This is a genomic window from Escherichia sp. SCLE84 (genome assembly GCF_012584495.1).
Classification (GTDB): Bacteria; Pseudomonadota; Gammaproteobacteria; order Enterobacterales; family Enterobacteriaceae; genus ECMA0423.
Genome location: NZ_CP051430.1, coordinates 2,061,484 through 2,086,587, shown reverse-complemented (window position 1 = coordinate 2,086,587; position 25,104 = coordinate 2,061,484). Strand labels below are relative to the sequence as shown.

21 protein-coding genes are annotated in these 25,104 nt (G+C 50.1%); 17 read left to right on the top strand and 4 right to left on the bottom strand.

The annotated features are described in order from the left end of the window. Positions 1–66: 66 nt before the first annotated feature. Together ehaA and HGD79_RS10300 are read left to right on the top strand one after the other, a co-directional pair. Entirely contained in the window at positions 67–4,050 is a 3,984-nt protein-coding gene (gene ehaA / locus HGD79_RS10305; protein WP_168848383.1) for an autotransporter adhesin EhaA, read from the top strand. Between the two features lie 141 nt (positions 4,051–4,191). Further along, positions 4,192–5,280, top strand: coding sequence for an EAL domain-containing protein (locus HGD79_RS10300; protein ID WP_000146391.1), 1,089 nt, complete (start codon positions 4,192–4,194; stop codon positions 5,278–5,280). 41 nt (positions 5,281–5,321) lie between these two features. Here HGD79_RS10300 and HGD79_RS10295 read toward each other — a convergent pair whose 3' ends face one another. After that, positions 5,322–6,254, bottom strand: a complete 933-nt coding sequence (locus HGD79_RS10295; RefSeq protein ID WP_001089565.1) for a LysR substrate-binding domain-containing protein — start codon at positions 6,252–6,254, stop codon at positions 5,322–5,324. Between the two features lie 91 nt (positions 6,255–6,345). Further along, entirely contained in the window at positions 6,346–6,843 is a 498-nt protein-coding gene (locus HGD79_RS10290) for a DUF1097 domain-containing protein (protein WP_001013885.1), read from the bottom strand. Positions 6,844–7,100: 257 nt separating this feature from the next. Between HGD79_RS10290 and HGD79_RS10285 the strand changes: the two genes are divergently transcribed. The 14 genes from HGD79_RS10285 to yahM all read left to right on the top strand — a co-directional run bounded on the left by HGD79_RS10285 (position 7,101) and on the right by yahM (position 22,298). Next, positions 7,101–7,706 (top strand): ankyrin repeat domain-containing protein, encoded by a 606-nt coding sequence (locus HGD79_RS10285; RefSeq protein WP_000023635.1) that lies wholly within the window; start codon positions 7,101–7,103, stop codon positions 7,704–7,706. A 39-nt stretch (positions 7,707–7,745) separates the two neighbouring features. Further along, positions 7,746–8,609 (top strand): DUF2877 domain-containing protein, encoded by an 864-nt coding sequence (locus HGD79_RS10280; RefSeq protein WP_001296901.1) that lies wholly within the window; start codon positions 7,746–7,748, stop codon positions 8,607–8,609. Then, positions 8,599–10,146 carry an acyl-CoA synthetase FdrA gene (fdrA, locus tag HGD79_RS10275; RefSeq protein ID WP_000111797.1) on the top strand — a complete coding sequence of 516 codons (1,548 nt, stop codon included), beginning with the start codon at positions 8,599–8,601 and terminating at the stop codon, positions 10,144–10,146. Before HGD79_RS10280 ends, fdrA begins: the two co-directional genes overlap by 11 nt. Next, positions 10,146–11,564 (top strand): DUF1116 domain-containing protein, encoded by a 1,419-nt coding sequence (locus HGD79_RS10270; protein ID WP_000083455.1) that lies wholly within the window; start codon positions 10,146–10,148, stop codon positions 11,562–11,564. The genes fdrA and HGD79_RS10270 overlap by 1 nt, the downstream gene beginning before the upstream one ends. Before the next feature lie 142 nt (positions 11,565–11,706). Then, the gene (locus HGD79_RS10265; protein WP_000661649.1) at positions 11,707–12,657 is read left to right on the top strand and encodes a carbamate kinase family protein; all 951 of its coding nucleotides are present in this window, start codon (positions 11,707–11,709) and stop codon (positions 12,655–12,657) included. Between the two features lie 9 nt (positions 12,658–12,666). Next, complete coding sequence (locus tag HGD79_RS10260) at positions 12,667–14,049, top strand: amidohydrolase family protein (protein WP_000665131.1); 1,383 nt, start codon at positions 12,667–12,669, stop codon at positions 14,047–14,049. A 298-nt stretch (positions 14,050–14,347) separates the two neighbouring features. Beyond that, complete coding sequence (locus HGD79_RS10255) at positions 14,348–14,758, top strand: ASCH domain-containing protein (RefSeq protein ID WP_001325907.1); 411 nt, start codon at positions 14,348–14,350, stop codon at positions 14,756–14,758. A 254-nt stretch (positions 14,759–15,012) separates the two neighbouring features. Beyond that, positions 15,013–15,996 (top strand): autoinducer 2 ABC transporter substrate-binding protein, encoded by a 984-nt coding sequence (locus HGD79_RS10250; RefSeq protein WP_001042114.1) that lies wholly within the window; start codon positions 15,013–15,015, stop codon positions 15,994–15,996. 48 nt (positions 15,997–16,044) lie between these two features. Continuing rightward, complete coding sequence (locus HGD79_RS10245) at positions 16,045–17,529, top strand: sugar ABC transporter ATP-binding protein (protein WP_000447335.1); 1,485 nt, start codon at positions 16,045–16,047, stop codon at positions 17,527–17,529. After that, positions 17,522–18,493 (top strand): ABC transporter permease, encoded by a 972-nt coding sequence (locus tag HGD79_RS10240; protein ID WP_000818900.1) that lies wholly within the window; start codon positions 17,522–17,524, stop codon positions 18,491–18,493. Before HGD79_RS10245 ends, HGD79_RS10240 begins: the two co-directional genes overlap by 8 nt. Continuing rightward, positions 18,490–19,446 carry an ABC transporter permease gene (locus HGD79_RS10235; RefSeq protein ID WP_000750340.1) on the top strand — a complete coding sequence of 319 codons (957 nt, stop codon included), beginning with the start codon at positions 18,490–18,492 and terminating at the stop codon, positions 19,444–19,446. Before HGD79_RS10240 ends, HGD79_RS10235 begins: the two co-directional genes overlap by 4 nt. Positions 19,447–19,532: 86 nt before the next feature. After that, the gene (gene yahK / locus HGD79_RS10230) at positions 19,533–20,582 is read left to right on the top strand and encodes an NADPH-dependent aldehyde reductase YahK (protein WP_000692744.1); all 1,050 of its coding nucleotides are present in this window, start codon (positions 19,533–19,535) and stop codon (positions 20,580–20,582) included. A gap of 242 nt (positions 20,583–20,824) precedes the next feature. Next, positions 20,825–21,640: a protein YahL gene (gene yahL / locus HGD79_RS10225; protein ID WP_001299540.1), complete on the top strand. Its 816-nt coding sequence runs from the start codon at positions 20,825–20,827 to the stop codon at positions 21,638–21,640. 412 nt (positions 21,641–22,052) lie between these two features. Further along, entirely contained in the window at positions 22,053–22,298 is a 246-nt protein-coding gene (yahM, locus tag HGD79_RS10220) for a protein YahM (RefSeq protein ID WP_000290608.1), read from the top strand. 16 nt (positions 22,299–22,314) lie between these two features. On the opposite strand, the gene HGD79_RS10215 is transcribed toward yahM, so the two are convergent. Next, positions 22,315–22,986: a LysE family transporter gene (locus HGD79_RS10215; RefSeq protein ID WP_000976975.1), complete on the bottom strand. Its 672-nt coding sequence runs from the start codon at positions 22,984–22,986 to the stop codon at positions 22,315–22,317. 146 nt (positions 22,987–23,132) lie between these two features. On the opposite strand from HGD79_RS10215, the gene yahO reads away from it, so the two are divergent. After that, on the top strand, positions 23,133–23,408 hold the full coding sequence (yahO, locus tag HGD79_RS10210; RefSeq protein ID WP_000691953.1) for a DUF1471 family periplasmic protein YahO: 276 nt from the start codon (positions 23,133–23,135) through the stop codon (positions 23,406–23,408). 100 nt (positions 23,409–23,508) lie between these two features. Here the strand turns inward: yahO and prpR are convergent, their stop codons facing one another. Then, on the bottom strand, positions 23,509–25,095 hold the full coding sequence (gene prpR / locus HGD79_RS10205; protein ID WP_000941076.1) for a propionate catabolism operon regulatory protein PrpR: 1,587 nt from the start codon (positions 25,093–25,095) through the stop codon (positions 23,509–23,511). Positions 25,096–25,104 lie beyond the last annotated feature (9 nt).

The window sequence follows — 25,104 nt, the reverse complement described above, 5'->3', positions numbered from 1 at the left end:
ATGGCATTTAATGCGTTGCTGTTTATGCAATCTTGGTTTTATTTGGATGTATTGCTGGAGATTGTGATGAATAAAATATATCGGCTAAAGTGGAACAGGTCCCGTAACTGTTGGAGCGTCTGCTCGGAGCTGGGGAGCAGAGTAAAAGGAAAAAAGTCCCGGGCTGTTTTAATTAGCGCGATAAGTTTATATTCATCTCTGGTATTCGCCGATGATGTCATCGTAAACCAGGATAAAACTATTGATTTTGGCAAAGAGAACCAGAGCATCGATTACCGTATTACGGTGACTGACAATGCCAATCTGGTAATCAATGCGACAGATACTTCCCGTCCGCGTCTGACTCTCGCTTCTGGTGGTGGGTTGGATATTACCGGAGGAAAGGTAACTATCAATGGCCCACTTAACTTTTTGCTGAAAGGTACGGGGTTCCTGAATGTCTCCAATGCTGGCAGCGAGTTATATGCTGATGATTTGTATGAGTCAAACTCAGGCATGAGACACGATCGCGGCTATTTTAATGTCTCCAACGGCGGCAAAATCCATGTTAAGGGCACCAGCCGTCTGACCTATTTGCAGGGAAATGTCAGTGGTGAAGGCAGCCAGGTAAATTCTAAAACCTTCTTTATGGGCGTTTACGGCAGTTACGGTGGTAATCAGTACCTGTCAGTTAATAACGGCGGTGAAGTTAATGCTCGTGAACATATTAGCCTGGGTTATTACGACCAACGTTCTGATACAACATTAGTCGTATCAGATGGAGGTAAAATATCCGCACCGAAAATTAGTTTAAGCACCAACTCTGAGTTAGCGTTAGGTGCACAGGAAGGAAGTGCTGCGAAGGCTGCAGGGATTATTGATGCCGAAAAAATTGAGTTTGTGTGGGCAAAGACATCCGATAAGAAAATCACCTTAAACCACACGGATAAAAACGCGACTATTTCCGCGGATATTGTCAGTGGCAGCGAGGGCCTGGGCTATATCAATGCGCTCAATGGCACGACTTACTTAACCGGTTATAACTCTGCCTTTAGTGGTAAAGTCAAAATTGAGCAAAATGGCGCTTTAGGGATCACCCAAAATATAGGTACAGCAGAGATCAACAACCGCGGGAAATTACACCTGAAGGCTGACGATAGCATGACCTTTGCCAATAAGATTTCCGGCAATGGTACAATAAGTATCGACAGTGGGACAGTGGCACTGACCGGCAATAACTATGCATTCAGCGGATATATTGATGTCGCTTCTGGTGCTGTCGCGGTTATTTCTGAAGACAAGAACATCGGCCGTGCGGACCTGGATGTTGATGGCAAACTGCAAATCAATGCCAATAAAGATTGGGTATTTGATAACGATCTTCAAGGTAGAGGTATTGTTGAAATAAACATGGGGAATCACGAATTCTCCTTCGATGAGTTTGCTTATACAGACTGGTTCCAGGGTTCACTGGCGTTCCAGAACACGACATTTAACCTGGAAAAGAATGCTGAGTTTCTGCAGAGAGGCGGGATCACTGCGGGTCAGGGAAGCCAGGTAACAGTGGGTAAGGGCGCTCACTCCATTAGCACTTTGGGATTCTCCGGCGGAACCGTTGATTTTGGTGCCCTGACAGCAGGTGCACAGATGACAGAAGGGACGGTCAACGTTAGTAAAACGCTGGATTTGCGCGGCGAGGGTGTGATTCAGGTTTCTGACAGTGACGTTGTAAGCTCAGTATCTCGTGATATTGACTCTGCGTTATCGCTCACTGAAGTCGATGATGGTAACAGCACCATTAAGTTGGTTGATGCGCAAGGTGCGGAAGTTCTGGGCGATGCGGGCAATCTGCAATTGCAGGATAAAAATGGGCAAATCCTCTCCAGCAGTGCCCAACGTGATATTCAGCAGAATGGGCAAAAAGCGGCCGTCGGCACTTACGACTATCGTCTGACGAGTGGGGTAAACAATGACGGTCTGTATATCGGTTACGGCCTGACCCAGCTTGATTTACACGCTACCGACAGCGATGCTCTGGTGCTGAGCTCTAACGGTAAAAGCGAGAATGCCGCCGATCTCAGCGCAAAGATTACCGGCAGTGGTGACCTGGCATTCAGCAGCCAGAAGGGTCAGACCGTATCGCTTTCTAACAAAGACAACGACTATACCGGTGTTACCGATCTGCGCAGTGGGACGCTTTTGTTGAATAACGATAACGTGTTGGGTAATACCCATGAACTGCGTCTGGCGGCAGAGACTGAACTGGATATGAATGGTCACAGCCAGACCGTGGGCACGCTCAATGGCAGCGCCGATTCACTGCTGAGCTTAAATGGCGGCAGTCTGACGGTTACCAACGGGGGCACTTCAACCGGTTCGTTAACGGGGAGCGGAGAGCTGAATATTCAGGGCGGCACGCTGGACATCGCGGGCGATAACAGCAACCTGACGGCGAATGTGAACATTGCTAATTCGGCTAATGTCCTGGTAAGTCATGCGCAGGGATTGGGTAGCGCAAACGTTGAGAACAACGGTACCCTGGCGTTGAATAATAGCGCTGAAAAAAGAGCGGCTGCGTCTGTGAATTACACCCTGGGCGGCAATCTGACCAACAACGGTACGCTGATGACCGGAATGTCAGGACAGCAAGCTGGCAATGTGTTAGTGGTGAAGGGGAACTACCACGGTAATAACGGTCAACTAGTAATGAATACGGTACTGAATGGCGATGACTCAGTAACCGATAAATTGGTTGTCGAGGGCGATACTAGCGGCACGACTGCCGTTACGGTGAATAACGCTGGCGGTACAGGTGCGAAAACCCTTAACGGTATCGAACTTATCCATGTAGACGGTAAGTCTGAGGGCGAATTTGTTCAGGCTGGTCGTATCGTTGCGGGGGCGTATGACTACACTCTCGCGCGTGGACAAGGGGCAAATAGTGGTAACTGGTATCTGACCAGCGGCAGTGATTCTCCTGAACTGCAGCCGGAGCCAGACCCGATGCCGAATCCGGAGCCAAACCCGAATCCAGAGCCGAACCCTAACCCGACACCTACGCCGGGTCCGGATCTGAATGTGGATAATGACCTGCGACCGGAGGCGGGTAGCTACATTGCGAACCTTGCAGCAGCGAATACAATGTTCACCACGCGTCTGCATGAGCGTCTGGGTAATACGTACTATACCGACATGGTGACGGGTGAGCAGAAACAAACCACTATGTGGATGCGCCATGAAGGTGGTCATAATAAATGGCGTGATGGCAGCGGCCAGCTGAAAACCCAAAGCAATCGCTATGTTCTGCAACTGGGAGGCGATGTCGCGCAGTGGAGCCAAAACGGCAGCGACAGCTGGCATGTTGGGGTCATGGCGGGATATGGCAACAGCGACAGCAAAACCATTTCCTCGCGAACCGGTTATCGTGCAAAAGCGAGTGTGAACGGATATAGCACCGGCCTCTATGCCACCTGGTATGCCGATGACGAGTCGCGTAATGGCGCGTATCTCGACAGTTGGGCGCAGTACAGCTGGTTTGATAACACAGTGAAAGGGGATGACTTACAAAGTGAATCCTATAAATCAAAAGGATTTACCGCTTCACTGGAAGCTGGATACAAACACAAATTAGCTGAATTTAATGGCAGCCAGGGAACTCGTAATGAATGGTATGTTCAGCCGCAAGCACAGGTTACCTGGATGGGAGTCAAAGCCGATAAGCACCGCGAAAGCAACGGAACCCTCGTTCATAGCAACGGTGATGGCAATGTTCAAACCCGACTTGGCGTAAAAACCTGGCTGAAGAGCCACCATAAAATGGATGACGGTAAATCCCGCGAGTTCCAGCCGTTTGTAGAAGTGAACTGGCTGCATAACAGTAAGGATTTCAGCACCAGTATGGATGGCGTGTCCGTCACTCAGGATGGAGCCCGAAATATTGCTGAGATAAAAACCGGGGTGGAAGGACAGCTAAATGCCAACCTGAATGTCTGGGGGAATGTGGGCGTTCAGGTTGCCGATAGGGGATATAATGACACCTCTGCAATGGTTGGCATTAAGTGGCAATTCTGATCTGAATAATGAGTAAAAGGAGAGAGAGCCGAACGGGAGATAATTCGGCTCTCTGTGTCATTTTCTTGCAGCCAGCTTTATCAGTCAGAGTGAAGACTCGCAGATTTAGCTGGCGCACAAGATTTAATCAAGGTGTGTTCGATGGCTTCGCATGATTTGAGTGTTTTTTTGGAAGAGTTCGGGGCAACGGTGAATTTGACGTTGCCTGGTATCGTGTCCGAAAAAGAACGGCTTTTACTCAAGCTGCTAATGGAGGGAATGTCGGTTACAGAAATCTCACAGTACAGAAATCGCAGTGCAAAGACAATTTCACATCAAAAGAAGCAGCTGTATGAAAAACTAGGCATCCAGAGTGATATTACCTTCTGGCGGGATATCTTTTTTCAATATCATCCGCAAGTCATCAGTGGCACGGGAAATAAAAATAATTTTTATATCCCTGATAACCGTTGTCACCATATCGTCACGCCTGAAGCCATCAGTCTGGCGTTGGAAAACCACGAATTCAAACCGTGGATCCAACCGGTTTTCTGCGCGCAGACTGGGGTACTGACGGGCTGTGAGGTACTTGTCCGCTGGGAACATCCACAAACGGGAATTATCCCACCGGATCAGTTTATTCCTCTGGCGGAGTCATCCGGTCTTATTGTCATAATGACCCGCCAACTGATGAAACAGACTGCGGATATTCTGATGCCGGTAAAACATTTGCTGCCGGACAATTTCCATATTGGCATCAACGTCTCGGCGGGTTGTTTTTTGGCAGCGGGATTTGAAAAAGAGTGTCTGAACCTGGTTAAGAAATTAGGTAACGATAAAATCAAGCTGGTTCTCGAGCTAACGGAACGTAACCCTATTCCGGTAACGCCAGAAGCCAGAGCGATATTTGACAGCCTTCATCAGCACAACATTACCTTTGCGCTGGATGACTTTGGTACGGGTTATGCGACCTATCGTTACTTGCAGGCGTTCCCGGTCGATTTTATTAAGATCGATAAGTCATTTGTGCAAATGGCGAGTGTCGACGAAATCTCCGGTCATATTGTGGACAATATTGTCGAACTAGCGCGTAAGCCTGGTCTGAGTATCGTGGCGGAAGGGGTAGAAACCCAGGAGCAGGCGGATTTAATGATCGGTAAAGGCGTTCACTTTTTGCAGGGCTATTTGTACTCTCCGCCAGTACCGGGTAATAAATTTATCTCTGAATGGGTAATGAAAGCAGGTGGTTGATGTAAACCGCTATTCACAGCGCATCGGGAGGTTGGCAGCGATTAATTCTCCCGATGCAGTAAATCCTGATAGATCCCCGTTAATATGCCATTTGGCGCAAATTGTTTTTTAATCCACTGCGTCACCTGACCCGTAGCAGAATGCTGAGTCGCCAGTAACATGCGCGAATCCTGGCGCGGATTATGGATTTGTCGGGTAACCAGCAGGGATTGCGTCATCGCCTCACGGACCATGTAATCCGGCAAAAAACCAATTCCTTCACCTAAAATCTGGCACTGACATTTGGTGTTGAAATCTGGCACCAGAATTGACTCCTGCCCGTGCAGCAACCAGCCCACTTTTTTATTAATCGTATGCGCGGTGTCCTCCACCATAATATTAGGGTAGAGACGCAGTTGGCTTTCGGCGATGGGTTCCGGCACAAAGGCTAACGGGTGATCCGGGGCGATAGCAAAAGCCCAGCGAATCGCGCCAATTTCAGTGTAATCAATACCGCCGCCGTCCAGTAGTGTATCGGGTGCGCCGATGGCGATATTGGCCTGATTATTAATAATCGCATCCCAGACGCCGTTATACACTTCGGTGGTGACGGTAATCTGGCAGGTAGGAAACTGCTTTTTCAGCACCTGTAATAAGCGCGCGGTGTGTTTGGGCGTATAAAGCAGCTGATTAATACAAATGCGCACACGCGCTTCTATGCCCTGCGAAATAGTATCTATGCTACGTTTGATGGCATAAAAATCATTCAGCAGGTCGGTAGCTTTGCGGAAAAAATAACGCCCGGACTCCGTTAACTCAATGCTGCGGGTACTGCGAGTGAACAGCACCACATCCAGCCCTGTTTCCATTCGCTTGATGGTGTAGCTAATGGCGGAAGTGGTTAAACCCAACTCTTCTGCGGCTTTACTGAAACTGCCAAAACGCGCAGCGGTAGTAAATGCCAACAGATTCTCTTCGGTAAAAACTGAGTTCATTAAACCATTCCCGCCATTATCTAATATGAATTTCTCCAGCCATGACTGTAGAGGTATCGATTAAAGATAGATAATCATTTTTGAATAACTTTTAATACCCGTCGCGTTTAGTCGTCGCTTCGCTTAATTTTTGTCCGCCATATTCTGAAATTATCCCCACGCAGTTACCCGCCAGAAAACCCAGTAACGTCACCGTCCAGTTCATCCCGCAGGCAAAAAACAGCGTCATGCCGAGAAAGCCACCGGGAATGAATGACAGTAACCAGAAACGTCCTTGCCAGACCACTACCGCTGAGAAAGGCACGGTAGTAATCACGCTCGCCCAGAACCCAGAAATCCCACTCACCGAGGCCAGCCAACCGGCAGTCAGCGCGGCGAAAAACGCCCACACCATCCCGGAATAATTAACCGCCAGACTTCTGATAAACCCCGATTTACCGCCGCCTGCGGCATAAAAACTGCAAAAGGCGACGAAGCCAATGGTTCCTAATAATTCCCATCCTTGAGAGAGCCCGACATGTGAAGACACTAACTGCCAAAGCCCTGCACAAATACCGACGGTGACACCCGTTGCCGTGAGTCCGTTCATCTTGTTCCCCTCTGGTTAGACATGGACGAAAGCTACTCTTACATGTGCAGACTATAGAGAAATAAAACCTGATTGAGTGAAAGGGTATCGGGTCAAAGAAACAAATATTGCACTACCGCACACTGCGAAAAGATTGTTGAACATCATTCAACAAAAAGGCGAAATACAGCGAATTAAATTTAAGCGGGTTCTTTTATCAGATTATCGTTGCTATTCTCAATTCATCGAAAACAGCCACAAAAACCAGGGGAATGTGAATGAGTATAAAAAATCTACCTGCCGACTATTTATTGGCTGCACAACAGGGTGATATCGATAAAGTAAAAACCTGCCTTGCGCTGGGTGTCGATATTAATACCTGCGATCGTCAGGGGAAAACGGCAATTACGCTGGCAAGTTTATATCAGCAATATGCTTGCGTTCAGGCATTAATTGATGCCGGAGCGGATATTAATAAGCAAGATCATACCTGTTTAAATCCTTTTTTAATTAGCTGTCTGAACGATGATTTAACGCTACTACGAATTATTTTACCGGCTAAACCCGATCTTAATTGCGTAACCCGTTTTGGCGGTGTCGGCCTGACGCCTGCCTGTGAAAAAGGCCATTTAAGTATTGTAAAAGAGCTTTTGGCGCATACGGAGATTAACGTTAACCAGACCAACCATGTAGGCTGGACGCCGCTACTGGAAGCGATTGTGCTTAATGATGGTGGTATTAAACAGCAGGCGATTGTGCAGTTATTGCTGGAACACGGTGCCAGCCCGCATCTGACCGATAAATATGGCAAAACGCCACTGGAACTGGCGCGGGAACGGGGCTTTGAAGAGATTGCGCAGTTACTGATTGCCGCAGGTGCATAAACCGGGAGGCTTGCTATCAACACACCAGAAAGACGGTGTGTGTGGGCGCTAACTGCGGATGCGGATTTTCTGGCGCAGCGGGGGCAAGGACAGGTTGAACAGGTCTTTGCCAGAGCGGTAAATATCGCACTCCCGGCTCGCCAGCAGTTGCTGACGCTGCTTTGTGAAGAGTACGACAATGCGCCAAACAGTTGTCGGTTGGCACTCACTCACTTTGATGATCTGTTCCGGCATGGTGATAAGGTTCAGTTTGACGATCAAGGTATTACGGTTGGTCAACATCTTCATATAGAGATGAGTCGTTGTCGGCGTTGGCTGTCCCCAACCTTGCAAATGACCGCTGTGAATTTTCACCTTATCGCCTGGCTACAGTGGCACGACATTATTCATCAGCACCTGGGGGAAAATGAAACCCTGTTTAATTATCGCGGCGATAATCCGTTTTATCAGGCGTTAAATAAAGAACTACATATTAAACGACGGGCAGTTATTCAGGCAGTAAACGAAAAACAAAATATCGCCGCAGCGGTCGCCAGTATGATTGGGTTAGGGATTGGCCTTACGCCATCAGCCGACGATTATTTAACAGGTCTGGCGCTTATTTTATTTATTCCCGGGCATCCGTCGGAAAAATACAAAGAGGAATTTTATCTCGGTATGCAGCGCGGCAGAAATAACACCACATTATTAAGTGCTATAACGCTGGAAGCCGCATTACAACAACGTTGCCGGGAAAATATTCATCGTTTTATTCACAACATTATTTATGACATCCCTGGGAACGCAACTCAGGCAATAGAAAAAATTAAACATATTGGCTCCAGTTCCGGCTGCGACATGCTGTATGGCATGGCCGATGGTTGTGCGCTGAGCCAAACCTACGGAGGGAATTATGTCAGTTAAAATAGTCATTAAACCGAATACCTATTTTGATTCTGTCTCGCTGATGTCTATCTCCACGCGTGCAAATAAACTCGACGGCGTCGAGCAGGCATTTGTGGCGATGGCGACCGAAATGAACAAAGGTGTACTGAAAAATTTAGGACTGCTGACGCCGGAGCTGGAACAGGCGAAAAACGGCGACCTGATGATTGTCATCAACGGCAAAGCGGGCGCGGACAACGAACAGTTGCTGGTGGAGATTGAAGAACTGTTCAACACCAAAGCGCAAAGCGGCTCGCATGAGGCGCGTTACGCCACTATTGCCAGCGCCAAAAAGCATATCCCGGAAAGTAACCTGGCGGTGATTTCGGTCAACGGTCTGTTTGCCGCTCGCGAAGCGCGTCAGGCGCTGCAAAACGATCTCAACGTGATGCTGTTTTCCGATAACGTCTCAGTTGAAGATGAATTGGCGCTCAAGCAACTGGCCCACGAAAAAGGGCTGCTGATGATGGGGCCAGACTGTGGCACGGCGATTATTAACGGCGCGGCGCTCTGTTTTGGTAACGCCGTGCGTCGCGGCAACATCGGTATTGTTGGCGCATCCGGCACCGGCAGCCAGGAGCTGAGCGTCCGCATTCATGAATTTGGCGGCGGCGTTTCGCAACTGATTGGCACCGGCGGGCGCGACCTGAGCGAGAAAATCGGCGGCCTGATGATGCTCGACGCCATCGGCATGCTGGAAAACGATCCGCAAACTGAAATCATTGTGCTTATCTCCAAACCGCCCGCGCCTGCGGTGGCCCGCAAAGTGCTGGAACGCGCGCGCGCCTGCCGCAAGCCGGTGGTGGTCTGTTTCCTCGGTCGTGGCGAAACGCCAGTGGATGAGCAGGGGCTACAGTTTGCCCGCGGCAGCAAAGAGGCGGCATTGAAAGCGGTGATGCTCTCCGGCGTGAAACAGGAACATCTCGACCTGCATACGCTGAACCAGCCGTTGATTGCTGACGTACGTGCTCGCCTGCAACCGCAGCAGAAGTACATTCGTGGCCTGTTCTGTGGCGGCACGCTGTGTGACGAAACCATGTTCGCGGTGATGGAAAAACACGGCGATGTCTACAGCAACATTCAGCCCGATCCGGAATTCCGCCTGCAAGATATCAACCGTAGCATCAAACACACCTTCCTCGACTTTGGCGATGACGACTTCACCAACGGCAAGCCGCATCCAATGATTGACCCCACCAACCGCATCAGTCGCTTGATCGAAGAGGCGCGCGATCCAGAAGTGGCGGTGATCGTGATGGATTTTGTGCTCGGATTTGGATCGCATGAAGATCCGGTCGGCTCCACCATCGAGGCGATCAAAGAAGCGAAAGCGATCGCCGCCGCCGAAGGACGCGAGTTGATCATTCTCGCCTATGTGCTGGGCACCGATCTCGATACGCCATCATTAGAACAACAAAGCCAGATGCTGCTTGATGCCGGAGTGATTCTGGCGAGCAGCAGCACCAATACCGGATTGCTGGCGCGTGAATTTATCTGCAAAGGGGAGGAAGCCTGATGAGCCAGTCACTGTTTAGCCAACCGTTGAACGTTATTAACGTCGGTATCGCCATGTTTAGCGATGACCTGAAAAAGCAGCATGTAGAAGTGACTCAACTCGACTGGACGCCGCCGGGGCAGGGCAATATGCAGGTGGTGCAGGCGCTGGATAACATTGCCGATTCGCCGCTGGCAGACAAAATCGCCGCCGCTAACCAGCAGGCGCTGGAGCGCATTATCCAGTCGCATCCGGTGCTGATTGGTTTTGATCAGGCGATTAACGTGGTGCCGGGCATGACGCCGAAAACCATTCTTCACGCCGGGCCGCCGATCACCTGGGAAAAAATGTGCGGCGCGATGAAAGGCGCGGTCACCGGGGCGTTGGTGTTCGAAGGGCTGGCGAAAGATCTCGATGAGGCGACTGAACTGGCGGCCTCCGGGGAGATCACCTTCTCGCCGTGCCACGAACACGACTGCGTGGGATCGATGGCGGGCGTTACCTCGGCCTCGATGTTTATGCACATCGTGAAAAACAAAACCTACGGCAACATCGCTTATACCAATATGAGCGAGCAGATGGCGAAGATTTTGCGTATGGGTGCCAACGATCAGAGCGTGATCGACCGCCTCAACTGGATGCGCGATGTGCAGGGGCCAATGCTGCGCGACGCGATGAAAATTATCGGTGAGATCGATCTGCGCTTAATGCTGGCGCAGGCGCTGCATATGGGCGATGAGTGCCATAACCGCAATAACGCCGGGACGACGCTGCTGATTCAGGCACTGACGCCGGGGATCATTCAGGCAGGCTATTCCGTCGAGCAACAGCGCGAAGTGTTCGAGTTTGTCGCCAGCAGCGACTACTTCTCCGGCCCGACGTGGATGGCGATGTGTAAAGCGGCGATGGATGCGGCGCACGGCATCGAATACAGCACCGTGGTCACCACCATGGCGCGTAACGGCGTCGAGTTCGGCCTGCGGGTCAGCGGCCTGCCGGGGCAGTGGTTTACCGGCCCAGCGCAGCAGGTCATCGGCCCGATGTTTGCTGGTTATAAGCCGGAAGATTCGGGGCTGGATATCGGCGACAGCGCCATCACAGAAACCTACGGTATTGGCGGGTTTGCCATGGCGACCGCGCCTGCAATCGTCGCACTGGTGGGCGGCACGGTGGAAGAGGCTATCGATTTCTCCCGTCAGATGCGCGAAATCACCCTTGGCGAAAACCCCAACGTCACCATTCCGCTGCTCGGTTTTATGGGCGTGCCGTCGGCAATCGACATCACCCGCGTGGGTAGCAGCGGCATTCTGCCGGTGATCAACACCGCCATCGCCCATAAAGATGCGGGCGTCGGCATGATTGGCGCGGGCATTGTGCATCCACCATTCGCCTGCTTCGAGAAAGCCATTCTCGGCTGGTGCGAACGTTACGGCGTCTGACTTACATGTTTATGCCGGATGCGGTGTGAACGCCTTATCCGGCCTACGGATGGCCCGAGAATTGTAGGCCTGATAAGCGTAGCGCATCAGGCAGTCTGGCGTTGGTCATAACCTAATCACCCTCTGTAGCGGACATAACAACATGAAAGAGCTTGTGGTCGTTGCCATTGGTGGCAACAGCATTATCAAAGATAACGCCAGCCAGTCGATTGAACATCAGGCGGAGGCGGTGAAAGCCGTGGCCGATACGGTGCTGGAAATGCTGGCTTCCGATTACGACATTGTGCTGACCCACGGTAACGGGCCGCAGGTCGGGCTGGATTTACGCCGTGCGGAGATTGCCCACGAGCGCGAAGGGCTGCCCTTAACGCCGCTGGCGAACTGTGTGGCAGATACGCAGGGCGGCATCGGCTATCTGATCCAACAGGCGCTGAATAACCGGCTGGCGCGTCACGGCGAGAAAAAAGCCGTCACCGTGGTAACTCAGGTGGAAGTGGATAAAAACGATCCAGGTTTTGCCCATCCCACCAAGCCCATTGGTGCATTCTTCAGTGAAAGCCAGCGTGACAAACTACAAAAGGCAAACCCTGACTGGTGTTTTGTTGAAGATGCCGGACGGGGCTATCGCCGCGTGGTCGCCTCGCCGGAACCGAAACGTATTGTCGAAGCACCCGCCATTAAGGCGCTGATCCAACAAGGTTTTGTCGTAATTGGCGCGGGCGGCGGTGGAATTCCGGTAGTGCGTACTGAAGCGGGGGATTACCAAAGCGTGGACGCGGTTATTGACAAAGATCTCTCTACCGCGCTGCTGGCCCGTGAAATTCACGCCGACATTCTGGTGATCACCACCGGCGTCGAAAAAGTCTGTATCCACTTTGGTAAACCGCAGCAGCAGGCGCTGGATCGGGTGGATATTGCCACCATGACTCGCTATATGCAGGAAGGGCATTTTCCGCCCGGCAGCATGTTGCCAAAAATCATCGCCAGCCTGACGTTCCTGGAGCAGGGCGGCAAAGAAGTGATTATCACCACGCCGGAATGCCTGCCTGCGGCGCTGCGCGGTGAAACGGGCACCCATATTATTAAAACGTAAGGACGTAGGATGAAAGAAAGCAATAGCCGCCGTGAATTTCTGAGCCAGAGCGGTAAGATGGTCACCGCCGCCGCGCTGTTTGGTACCTCTGTGCCGCTCGCCCATGCGGCGGTAGCTGGCACCCTAAACTGCGAAGCGAACAACACCATGAAAATCACTGACCCGCATTACTATCTCGATAACGTGCTGCTGGAAACCGGTTTTGACTACGAAAACGGTGTGGCGGTGCAGACCCGCACGGCGCGCCAGACCGTGGAGATTCAGGACGGCAAAATTGTCGCCCTGCGCGAGAACAAGCAGCATCCGGACGCCACGCTGCCGCACTATGACGCTGGCGGTAAGTTGATGCTACCCACCACTCGCGACATGCATATTCATCTCGACAAAACCTTCTACGGCGGGCCGTGGCGCTCGCTCAATCGTCCGGCAGGCACCACTATCCAGGACATGATCAAGCTTGAGCAGAAAATGCTGCCGGAACTGCAACCGTACACGCAGGAACGGGCAGAAAAACTGATCGATCTATTGCAGTCGAAAGGCACCACCATTGCCCGCAGCCACTGCAATATCGAACCGGTTTCCGGCCTGAAAAATCTGCAGAATTTGCAGGCGGTGCTGGCGCGACGTCAGGCGGGCTTCGAGTGTGAAATCGTCGCCTTCCCGCAGCACGGTTTGCTGCTGTCGAAATCGGAACCCTTAATGCGCGAAGCGATGCAGGCGGGTGCGCATTACGTCGGCGGGCTGGACCCGACCAGTGTCGATGGCGCGATGGAAAAATCCCTCGACACCATGTTTCAGATTGCGCTGGACTACGACAAAGGTGTCGATATTCACCTGCACGAAACCACTCCGTCGGGCGTGGCAGCCATCAATTATATGGTTGAAACGGTAGAGAAAACGCCGCAACTGAAAGGTAAGCTGACCATCAGCCACGCCTTTGCGCTGGCTACGCTCAACGAACAACAGGTCGATGCGCTGGCGAATCGGATGGCGGCGCAGCAAATTTCTATCGCCTCGACGGTGCCGATTGGCACGCTGCATATGCCGCTCAAACAGTTGCACGACAAAGGCGTAAAAGTGATGACTGGCACTGACAGCGTTATCGACCACTGGTCGCCTTATGGTCTGGGCGACATGCTGGAAAAAGCCAATCTCTACGCGCAGCTCTATATTCGTCCTAACGAACAGAACCTCTCCCGTTCGCTGTTTCTAGCCACTGGCGATGTATTGCCGCTGAATGAAAAAGGCGAGCGTGTATGGCCAAAAGCGCAGGATGATGCCAGCTTTGTGCTGGTGGACGCCTCCTGTTCCGCCGAGGCGGTGGCGCGTATCTCGCCGAGAACCGCAACGTTCCATAAAGGGCAACTGGTGTGGGGGAGTGTGGCAGGTTGATGCGCATTTGAAACGCCTGCAACGGTGAATTGTAAGAGATTTAAGCCCCAGGGAGTGGGGCGGGAATGGTTTGCTAATGAATGATCCTGAACTTTATAATCTCGCGGCATAATTTCCAGGGGATTATTTGAGAGAAATACACAAAAGTGAGTTTTAACAAAGGTATTTATCAGGCCATAAATGTGACCTGCTTCGGATAAAAAAGATTCAGTATCGAAAAACCAATGATACTCTTGCTGATGGTTACCAACAGTAATTAAGATGTGATTTGTTTTTCCGTAATCGCAAAAATATTGCCATGACCATAAAAGAAAAATTCTCACAAAAATATCCCCATGCTTCCTTTTGTACTTTTGGCGATTCAGCAGCGTTGGCCGATCACCTCGCAACGTTGATTGCGACTGGTGTTAAAACAGCTTCCTGTGGTTCGCTGGCGGGATGTATTGAAGACAACGCATTTCCGATGATTGGTGAGTATAAGATTGTAGAAAATAGCCGTGGTGAGCCTGTATGTGTTATCAGAGTGATTGGCCTGCATTTACTGCGCTTTTCTGATGTCACCGTGGAGCTTGCCCGTAAGGAAGGTGAAGGTGACCTCAGTCTTGAATATTGGCGTAATGAACACCGTCGTTTTTTCCAGGCAGAAGGAAGCTATTCACCAGAAATGGACGTTATATTTGAAGAATATGCCCTTATTGACGTTGTGTAGATAACTATTTATCTACGCGAAATAAACTCACACACATAAAATATTGCTAATTTTGTTTATTTTGCTATTTTTTTACGTGATGAATGTCACACTTATTGTTGCTGCCCGTTTTGTCCATATTTATAACCATATTTTTAATAGCTGCCTGAAATAGGGCTGTTTATTCTGCATAAAAATATTCGAAAATTCTTATTCTCTCCAGCGCGCTAATTTGGGCGAACACTTCCTGACTACCCTGCAATGAGGCTGAAATGATGAATAAACGTTTTGTTATCAATATGGTGTCTTCGCTGTTATTAGGCGCTGCGCTAATTTCTGCGCCGCTCCAGGCAGCGGAAAAAGTCGTGGTGAATATCTCTAAAGTCGATGGTATGCCGTGGTTTAATCGCATGGGCGAAGGTGTGGTTGAGGCGGGTAACGCCTTTGGTGTTAATGCGTCACAGGTGGGGCCTTCAAGTACTGATGCTCCGCAACAAGTTAAAATTATTGAGGATTTAATCGCCCGTAAGGTTAATGCAATTACTATCGTGCCAAACGATGCCAACGTGCTGGAACCGGTATTCAAAAAAGCGCGAGATGCCGGAATTGTGGTTCTGACCAACGAATCCCCCGGTCAGCCAAGTGCTAACTGGGATATCGAAATCATTGATAACGAAAAATTTGCCGCTGAATATGTTGAGCATATGGCGAAACGCATGGGGGGCAAGGGCGGCTATGTGATTTACGTGGGTAGTTTGACCGTGCCGCAGCATAACTTATGGGCTGACTTGCTGGTGAAATACCAGAAAGAGCATTACCCGGATATGCATGAAGTTACCCGCCGCATGCCGGTTGCCGAGAGTGTGGATGACTCACGTCGTACCACACTGGACCTGATGAAAACCTATCCTGACTTGAAAGCGGTTGTCTCCTTTGGTTCAAACGGTCCGATTGGCGCGGGACGTGCGGTGAAAGAGAAACGGGCGAAAAATAAAGTCGCAGTCTATGGCATGATGATCCCTTCACAGGCGGCATCACTGATTAAAAGTGGTGATATCACCGAAGGGATTACTTACGATCCGGCCTCTGCAGGTTACGCACTCGCAGCCGTCGCCAGCACGTTGCTGAAGGGTGAAGAGATCAAACCTGGATTAGAAATGCAGAATCTGGGTAAGGCCGACGTAGATATGGATAAGCGAATTATCCGTTTCCATAAGGTATTACTGGTCAACAAAGACAATATCGACTCACTTTATTAATCCATTTCTTCGGGGCGAAAGCCCCGATTCTTATTGCCAGGGGATGTTATGGAAACCTTCCTTTCCCTTCGTCATATCAACAAAACGTTTCATGCCACGCGAGCGCTGCGCGATGTTTCTCTCGACTTTATGTCGGGTGAAGTGCACTGCCTTGCCGGGCAAAACGGCTGTGGTAAATCGACGTTGATTAAAATTATGTCCGGTGTTTATCGCCCGGATGAGGGAGCGGAAATTACGCTTGGTGGGAAAAACTGGTCAAAGCTGACACCCGCCGCTTCGGTGGCGCAGGGGATTCAGGTGATTTATCAGGACCTCTCTTTATTTCCTAACCTGAGTGTCTGGGAGAATATCGCCGTGAATCACTATCACCACGGTCTGTTTGTTAACCGCCGTCGTCTGCGTGAGGTGGCGCAGGCGGCAATGACCAGTATTAACGTCACATTGCCACTGGATACGCTCGTTTCTGAGCTTTCAATTGCCCGCTGTCAGCTGGTAGCAATTTGCCGTGCACTGGCGCAGGACGCACGGTTGATCGTGATGGATGAACCAACCGCTTCGCTGACCCATCAGGAAGTGCAAGGGTTATTACAGGTGGTGCATCAATTGCGGGAACGCGGGATCTGCGTGGTCTTCGTCAGTCATCGTCTGGAAGAAGTGATGGAAGTTTCCGACCGTATTTCAGTGCTGAAAGATGGTGAGCTGGTCGGGACTTTTCCGGCTGCAGAGATGACCACAAAACAACTCGGTTTCCTGATGACCGGCCAGGAGTTCGAATATCAGGTGCGAGAGTTGTGGCAGGGAAAATCCAGCACCCCGGTGCTTGAGGTGCGTAATTTAAGTCGTCATGGGGAATATCTAAATATTAACTTGCGGGTGGAAGCGGGCGAAGTGGTATCGATTGTTGGCCTGCTTGGTGCGGGGCGCACGGAATTATGTCTGAGTCTGTTTGGTATGACCCGACCGGATGCTGGCGAGATCCTCATCAACGGCCAGCCGGTTACACTGCATAGTAACCAGGACGCTATCCGCCACGGTATTGGTTATGTTTCGGAAGATCGCATGTCGCGCGGTTTGGTGATGGCGCAATCTATTGAAGACAACATCATTAGCACTGTTTTTCACAAGGTAAAAGATCGCTTCGGCTTTCTGAGTGAAACTAAAGTTCGTGACCTGGTGGACAGGCTAATCAAGGCATTGACCATCAAAGTCTCTGATCCTCATCTTCCGGTGAATACGCTTTCTGGTGGTAACGCGCAGCGAGTATCGATCGCCAAATGGCTGGCGATTGGGCCACGACTGTTGATTCTCGATAGCCCGACAGTCGGTGTTGATATCGCCAACAAAGCAGGAATATACGGCATTATCAGCGATCTGGCGGCTCATGGCATTGCGGTATTGATGATCTGCGATGAAATTGAAGAAGCGTGGTATCAAAGCCACCGGATTTTGGTAATGCAAAAAGGTCAGATCACCCATAGCTTCCTGCCTGACAGCAGTTCTCAGGCCAGGATTGCGGAGGTGGTAAATGGCTGAACTGAAAAAACGCCATGAATTCTGGCTGGCATTACTGATTGTGGTGCTGTTTGTTGGCCTTGCCTGGCGCAGCGACGAGTTTCTGACATTCGGTAATTTGTACGATCTCGCCAATAACTATGCCATGTTGACTATTCTCGCCTGTGGTTTGTTTGTGGTGTTGATTTCCGGTGGAATTGATATTTCGTTTCCAGCAATGACCATCATTGCGCAATACGGCATGGTGCTGTTGCTGCAAAAAATTGGTGGCAACTTCGCTGTCGCGTTTGCACTGGCGGGCTGCATCGGCATTTTACTTGGCTTAATTAACGCCTTACTGGTTAATCGCCTACGGGTGCCTTCTATCATCATCACTATCTCGACGCTGAATATTTTCTATGGCCTGCTGTTATGGTTGAGTAAAGGTGTGTGGCTGTACGACTTTCCGCCGTGGTTTGAGCAGGGGGTTATGTTGTTCAAGTACACCGATGCTGATGGCTATGACTATGGCCTTGGTCTGCCGCTGATCGCCATGATTACGGTGGTGCTGCTGACAGCGTTTATCATGAATTTCACCAGTGTAGGGCGCAAAATTTATGCCCTTGGCGGGAACCGCGAATCAGCCAGTCGCATCGGCTTTAGCGTGCTGAAACTGCAACTTTTCGTCTACGGCTATATGGGATTGATGTCTGGCGCTGCGGGTGTAGTGCAGTCGTGGACGGTGATGACTGTCGCCCCCGATTCTCTTCTGGGTTATGAGCTGACAGTACTGGCTGCGGTGGTGCTTGGCGGCACTAGTTTGCTCGGCGGGCGCGGCACGTTAACCGGTACTTTGCTCGGCGTGGTGTTGTTGGCAGTGATGCAAAACGGGCTAAATTTATTGGGAGTCTCGTCTTACTGGCAAACATTGATCACCGGCATCATCATCGTTGCCAGCATTAGTGCCACGGCGTGGAGTCAGCATCAGAACCGGAGTCTGCTATGAAAAAATCGTGGCGTAATAACGTTGAGTTTTACTTGATCGGCCTGCTGGTGCTAACTGTTGCCGCGTTCAGCATTACTATGCCGGAGATTTTCTGGTCGATAAGTAATTTCCAGTCCGTCGCTTCGCAAATGCCCGTGCTGGGCATTCTGGCGTTGGCTATGGCGGTGACCATGCTTTGCGGTGGCATTAACTTGTCAATTATAGCCACTGCTAACGCCTGTTCACTGGTGATGGCGTGGGTGGCGACTCAGTATCCACCGGGTATTGCTACGGTTGTCGCTACGTTACTGGCGGGCGCTGGCGCGGCGGTGATAATCGGTTTATGTAACGGCGTATTGATTGCTGGTATTCGAGTGTCGCCAATTCTTGCAACGCTTGGGATGATGACGTTGCTCAAAGGGATAAATATTCTGGTGACAGGTGGTAGCGCCATTGCCAATTATCCCTCATGGGTGCTGTGGTTGAATCATGCGCAATGGTTCGGTATTCCGCTACCGATGTGGTTGTTTGCCGCAGTGGCACTGGGGCTATGGATATTGCTGGAGAAAACGCCGCTCGGTAAAGCCATTTACCTGATTGGGTCTAACGAACGAGCAACACTTTACTCCGGCATTAACACTCGTCGGGTGCTGATTTGGGTTTATGTCATTTCCGCCTTGCTTTGTGCGGTAGCGGCATTTTTGATGATGTCGAAACTCAACTCGGCTAAGGCCTCTTATGGCGAATCGTACTTGCTGGTGTCAATCCTCGCGGCAGTACTCGGTGGGGTTAATCCGGACGGCGGCAGCGGGCGGATAATTGGTATGGTGCTGGCGCTGTTTCTTCTGCAAATTATTGAAAGCGGCTTCAATATTCTCGGTATAAGCCCCTACCTGACGATGGCCTTATGGGGAACGTTGCTGCTCTGTTTCATTCAGGTTCGCGGCATGTTGGGGCTGGATCGGGTGGTTTAAATATTGGCTATATTCAATGGACGCGTTTTGCCGCGATGACATATCAGGCATCGCCAAATACACATAGCTAATCAGGAGTAAACACAATGAAGATCAAAGCTGTTGGTGCATATTCCGCTAAACAACCACTTGAACCGATGGATATCACACGGCGTGAACCGGGACCGAATGATGTCAAAATCGAAATCGCTTACTGTGGCGTCTGCCATTCCGATCTCCACCAGGTCCGTTCCGAGTGGGCGGGGACGGTTTACCCCTGCGTACCGGGTCATGAAATTGTGGGGCGTGTGGTAGCCGTTGGTGATCAGGTAGAAAAACATGCGCCGGGCGATCTGGTCGGTGTCGGCTGCATTGTCGACAGTTGTAAACATTGCGAAGAGTGTGAAGACGGGCTGGAAAACTACTGTGATCACATGACCGGCACCTATAACTCGCCGACGCCGGACGAACCGGGCCATACTCTGGGCGGCTACTCACAACAGATCGTCGTTCATGAGCGATATGTTCTGCGTATTCGTCACCCGCAAGAGCAGCTGGCGGCGGTGGCTCCTTTGTTGTGTGCAGGGATCACCACGTATTCGCCGCTACGTCACTGGCAGGCCGGGCCGGGTAAAAAAGTGGGCGTGGTCGGCATCGGCGGTCTGGGACATATGGGGATCAAGCTGGCCCACGCGATGGGGGCGCATGTGGTGGCATTTACCACTTCTGAGGCAAAACGCGAAGCGGCAAAAGCCCTGGGGGCCGATGAAGTTGTTAACTCACGCAATGCCGATGAGATGGCGGCTCATGTGAAGAGTTTCGATTTCATTTTGAATACAGTAGCTGCGCCACATAATCTCGACGATTTTACCACCTTGCTGAAGCGTGATGGCACCATGACGCTGGTTGGTGCGCCTGCGACACCGCATAAATCGCCGGAAGTTTTCAACCTGATCATGAAACGCCGTGCGATAGCCGGTTCTATGATTGGCGGCATTCCAGAAACTCAGGAGATGCTCGATTTTTGCGCCGAACATGGCATCGTGGCTGATATAGAGATGATTCGGGCCGATCAAATTAATGAAGCCTATGAGCGAATGCTGCGTGGTGATGTGAAATATCGTTTTGTTATCGATAATCGCACACTAACAGACTGAAAAAATTAATAAATACGCTGTGGTTTAACATATTAACTTCGCTCTCCACTTAACTTTTTAGTTAAGGAGAGCGAAATAATATCAAAGTAGCAGTAAAACCTATAACGTAAATTCAAATTGTTAAATTAACTCCCTCCAGTACACAATACTTCACACGTTAGTTATGAGCGATTTCTGATAGTGCCTGGTTTAATCAGCGCTTTATTATCTGCGACGTTTATTTTTATTTAAGAGAGATCGCGATGATATCATTAAAAGCTCCGCACAATAATTTGATGCCATATACGCAACAAAGCATACTTAATACGGTTAAAAACAATCAGTTACCAGAGGATATCAAAAGCTCCCTGGTTTCCTGTGTCGATATATTCAAGGTTTTGATTAAACAATATTATGATTATCCTTATGATTGTCGTGATGATTTAGTCGATGACGACAAACTCATTCATCTCATGGCTGCCGTACGAGACTGTGAGTGGTCAGACGATAACGCACTCACCATAAATGTGCAGTTTAATGATTTCCCAGGATTTTATGACTGGATGGATTACCCTGATCACCCGGTTAAGTTTGTTTTTCGCATACTTGAAAATCAAAAAGGGACAGTTTGGGTATATGACCAGGATGATGCGTTTCTTGATATTAAAGCAAATGTGCAGGCTGGACGCTTTACCGGGCTTAAGAAATTAGTGCAGTTTATCGATTCAGTGCGAACAGATTGCAAATGCATTCTTCTTGAACACCATATGCCTTTGCTGAGAATTTTCCCTAAAGGGAAAGAGTGTATGCGTGTGGAAAAATGGCTTCGCGAAATGTCGTCTATTCCGGAGACAGACGCGCCCATTAAGCAGGCGCTTGCGCATGGATTATTATTACACTTAAAAAATATCCACCCTGTTTTTCCTGAATCACTGGTGATGTTATTGCTCTCTGTTCTGGACGTAAAAACATACAGAGATGACGCACGATTAAATGAATGGATATCGAATAGAGTGCAGGAATTAGGTGACAGATATTATCCTGTAAATAAGCACGTTAAAATCCGCTACACTCTTTAGTTCAGAAAGGGTTCCACCTGCAAGTTGTTATTCCACCAGAGAGTGAATCGCAAAGCAGGTAATCATTTCATCTGTATATCCGTATGCCAAATGGCATTCCACCGCCTTTTTCGCCGATATTTTGTTGTGATCGGCGACGCTTCGCTTAAAAAAGCACCAGCAGTGGTTTCGCAGCTATGCGGTGTATAAAAAATGATCTCATGCAGATGTTTTGTGAATGTGTGGGTTGACATTCATATGAAAAAAATCATAATTCCATCATGTTTGTGTGGGGTCTTTTCTGTACCTTACGCATCGCACTCAAGCCTGACAGAAAATATGCTGTAAGGCTCATATCAAAAACCGCCATTAGCTCATCAGGAAGAGCAGACGACAACCAGGATTGTTGTATGGTACGGGGTTCGAGGCCTCGATGGCGGTCCAACTTTTCAAAACTCTTCTGAATCAGATCCCCTTATTATCATCCCTGCAAAGTGGAACATTGCCATTGTTTGGCTATTCAGGACGGGGCAGACCAATGAAAAAAGCCCACACAGGGGAGAGTGGGCTGAAATGGGAAGCTAAAGACTCAAGTAAACTTATCGGAAATAAGGACCACGCATTACGGGGGCTATCATCGCCGATGGCCGGGATTCGGCAAATCAGGTTGATTACGTAGAGAGTAAATTATCTGCTCACCGCTGCGTCACCCCTTCGTAAATCAGGCGTAGCGCGAATACACCAATAATTGCACCAATAACCCGACTGGCAACGCGTTGCATACGCCCATAAGCACGACGCACAGCGGGCAAAGAAAACGCCTGACTAAGAAAAACTCGCCAGATAATTGATGCGAGCACAATCCCCGCCCAGGCCATTAAACGTGCCCATGTTGGTGTTTCGGCATTTAATGTTACTGAGAAAATACTAATAAAAAATAAAACGGTTTGCGGGTTAGAGAGATCGGTAATTAATCCGCGGCGAAAAAAGACATACCAGGGGGCGCTAATCGGTTGTTGTAGTGTGCTCATTTGCGGTGTTGACTGGCGGCGCATGCTGCACCACGCAAACCATAAGAGATAAGCGCCGCCGACGATTCTGATAAGCGAAAAAATCTCCTCACACTGCGTAATTAGTGTTGCAAGACCAAACAAACCCAACCCGGAATAAAATGCATCGCCCAGCGCCACCCCCAGCCCGGTCAGCACACCTGCGCGTCGACCGGAAGCCAGGCTGGTTTGTACTACCACAAAGAGATTGGCTCCCGGATTAAAAAAAGTAATCACGAACAGTCCTACGGTCAGGTAAACGGCGTGCAAAGGATCCATAGTGATTTCATCCATAAATAAGTGAAGTAACTTCATCATATTTCTACCAAAAATAATCGGGTGCGAAAGAGATCACAAAGTGTCTTATTTCCGGTTACTGGCGTTTATGCCCTGACTGAACTAATTATTAATCAACCCAATAATGTGGGTGGGTGATAGTGTGATAACAACTCTGGAGCCGTAATATGAAAATAATCTCTAAAATGTTAGTCGGTGCGTTAGCGTTTGCCGTTACCAATGTCTATGCCGCTGAATTGATGACCAAAGCGGAATTTGAAAAAGTTGAATCGCAGTATGAAAAAATAGGTGATATTTCAACCAGTAATGAAATGTCGACCGCAGATGCGAAAGAGGATTTGATCAAAAAAGCGGATGAAAAAGGGGCTGATGTGTTGGTACTGACCTCTGGTCAAACTGACAATAAGATCCACGGCACGGCAAATATTTATAAGAAGAAGTAATTCTGAAACCTATGTAAACATCCCCGATGCGTAAATTTATCGGTGATCATCATCTATTGAAATTTATGCCGGATAAAGCGTTCGCGCTGCATTCGGCAGTTCAGTTTTTCAGCCGCCGCCAGAACGTCGTCCGGCTTATGCCTAAATAATTCGCCGCTGCTGTTTTATCGCCTTTAAATTTCTCCAGTGCCTGTTGTGGTGTCAGTAAGCGTGGAGCGGGAATTTTCGCAGACTCGCGCGCCAGCTCCGGCAGTAGCAGTTGCATAAACTGCGGCGTTAAATCCGGCGTCGGTTCCACACTTAAAAACAGCGCCAGTCGTTCCATCATATTGCGCAGTTCACGAATATTGCCTGGCCAGTCGTAGTGCACCAGCACGGTTTCGCTTGCCTGTAATCCCTGGCGTAATGCGGCAGAAAACGGGGCGGAGAGCGCCGCCAGAGACACTTTCAAAAAGCTTTCCGCCAGCGGAAGAATATCCGCCACCCGCTCGCGCAGTGGTGGCAATTGCAGACGCAAAATACTCAGCCGATAAAACAGATCACGGCGAAACTGCCCTTGCCGCATATCTTCTTCCAGATTGCAGTGAGTGGCGCTAATGACCCGCACATCCACCGGAACAGGCTGATGCCCGCCGACGCGAGTAACCTCTTTTTCTTCCAGCACCCGTAACAGGCGAGTCTGCAAAGGTAGCGGCATTTCGCCAATCTCATCCAGAAACAGCGTACCGCCGTGGGCAATTTCGAACAGCCCGGCGCGACCTCCGCGTCGCGAGCCGGTAAACGCCCCTTCCTCATAGCCAAACAGCTCCGCTTCCAGCAGCGATTCGGCTATCGCCCCGCAGTTGACGGCAACAAACGGATGCGACTTTTTGCCCTGTCGCGCATCGTGGCGGGCAAAATATTCCCGATGAATCGCCTGGGCCGCCAGCTCTTTGCCCGTCCCCGTTTCCCCTTCAATCAACACCGCCGCACTGGAGCGGGCATACAGCAAAATAGTCTGCCGTACTTGTTCCATCTGTGGTGATTGACCGAGCATATCGCCCAGCACGTAACGAGTTCTCAGGGCGTTGCGGGTGGCATCGTGAGTGTTATGGCGTAACGACATGCGCGTCATATCCAGCGCATCGCTGAACGCCTGGCGCACGGTGACGGCGGAATAGATAAAAATTCCGGTCATTCCGGCTTCTTCTGCCAGATCGGTAATCAGCCCCGCACCGACCACCGCTTCGGTGCCGTTAGCTTTGAGCTCGTTAATCTGCCCGCGGGCGTCTTCTTCGGTAATGTAGCTACGTTGATCGAGGCGCAAATTAAAGGTTTTTTGAAACGCCACCAGTGCCGGAATAGTTTCCTGATAAGTGACAACGCCGATAGAAGAGGTGAGCTTTCCGGCTTTTGCCAGTGCCTGTAACACATCGTAGCCGCTCGGTTTAATCAAAATAACTGGCACTGACAGGCGGCTTTTCAGGTACGCGCCGTTAGAGCCAGCGGCGATGACGGCGTCGCAGCGTTCGTTTGCCAGTTTCTTGCGGATATAGGTCACTGCTTTTTCAAAGCCAAGCTGGATAGGGGTAATGTTCGCCAGGTGATCAAACTCGAGGCTGATATCGCGAAACAGCTCGAACAGGCGCGTTACAGATACCGTCCAGATAACCGGTTTGTCGTCATTAAGCCGTGGTGGATGTGCCATAGCGCACCG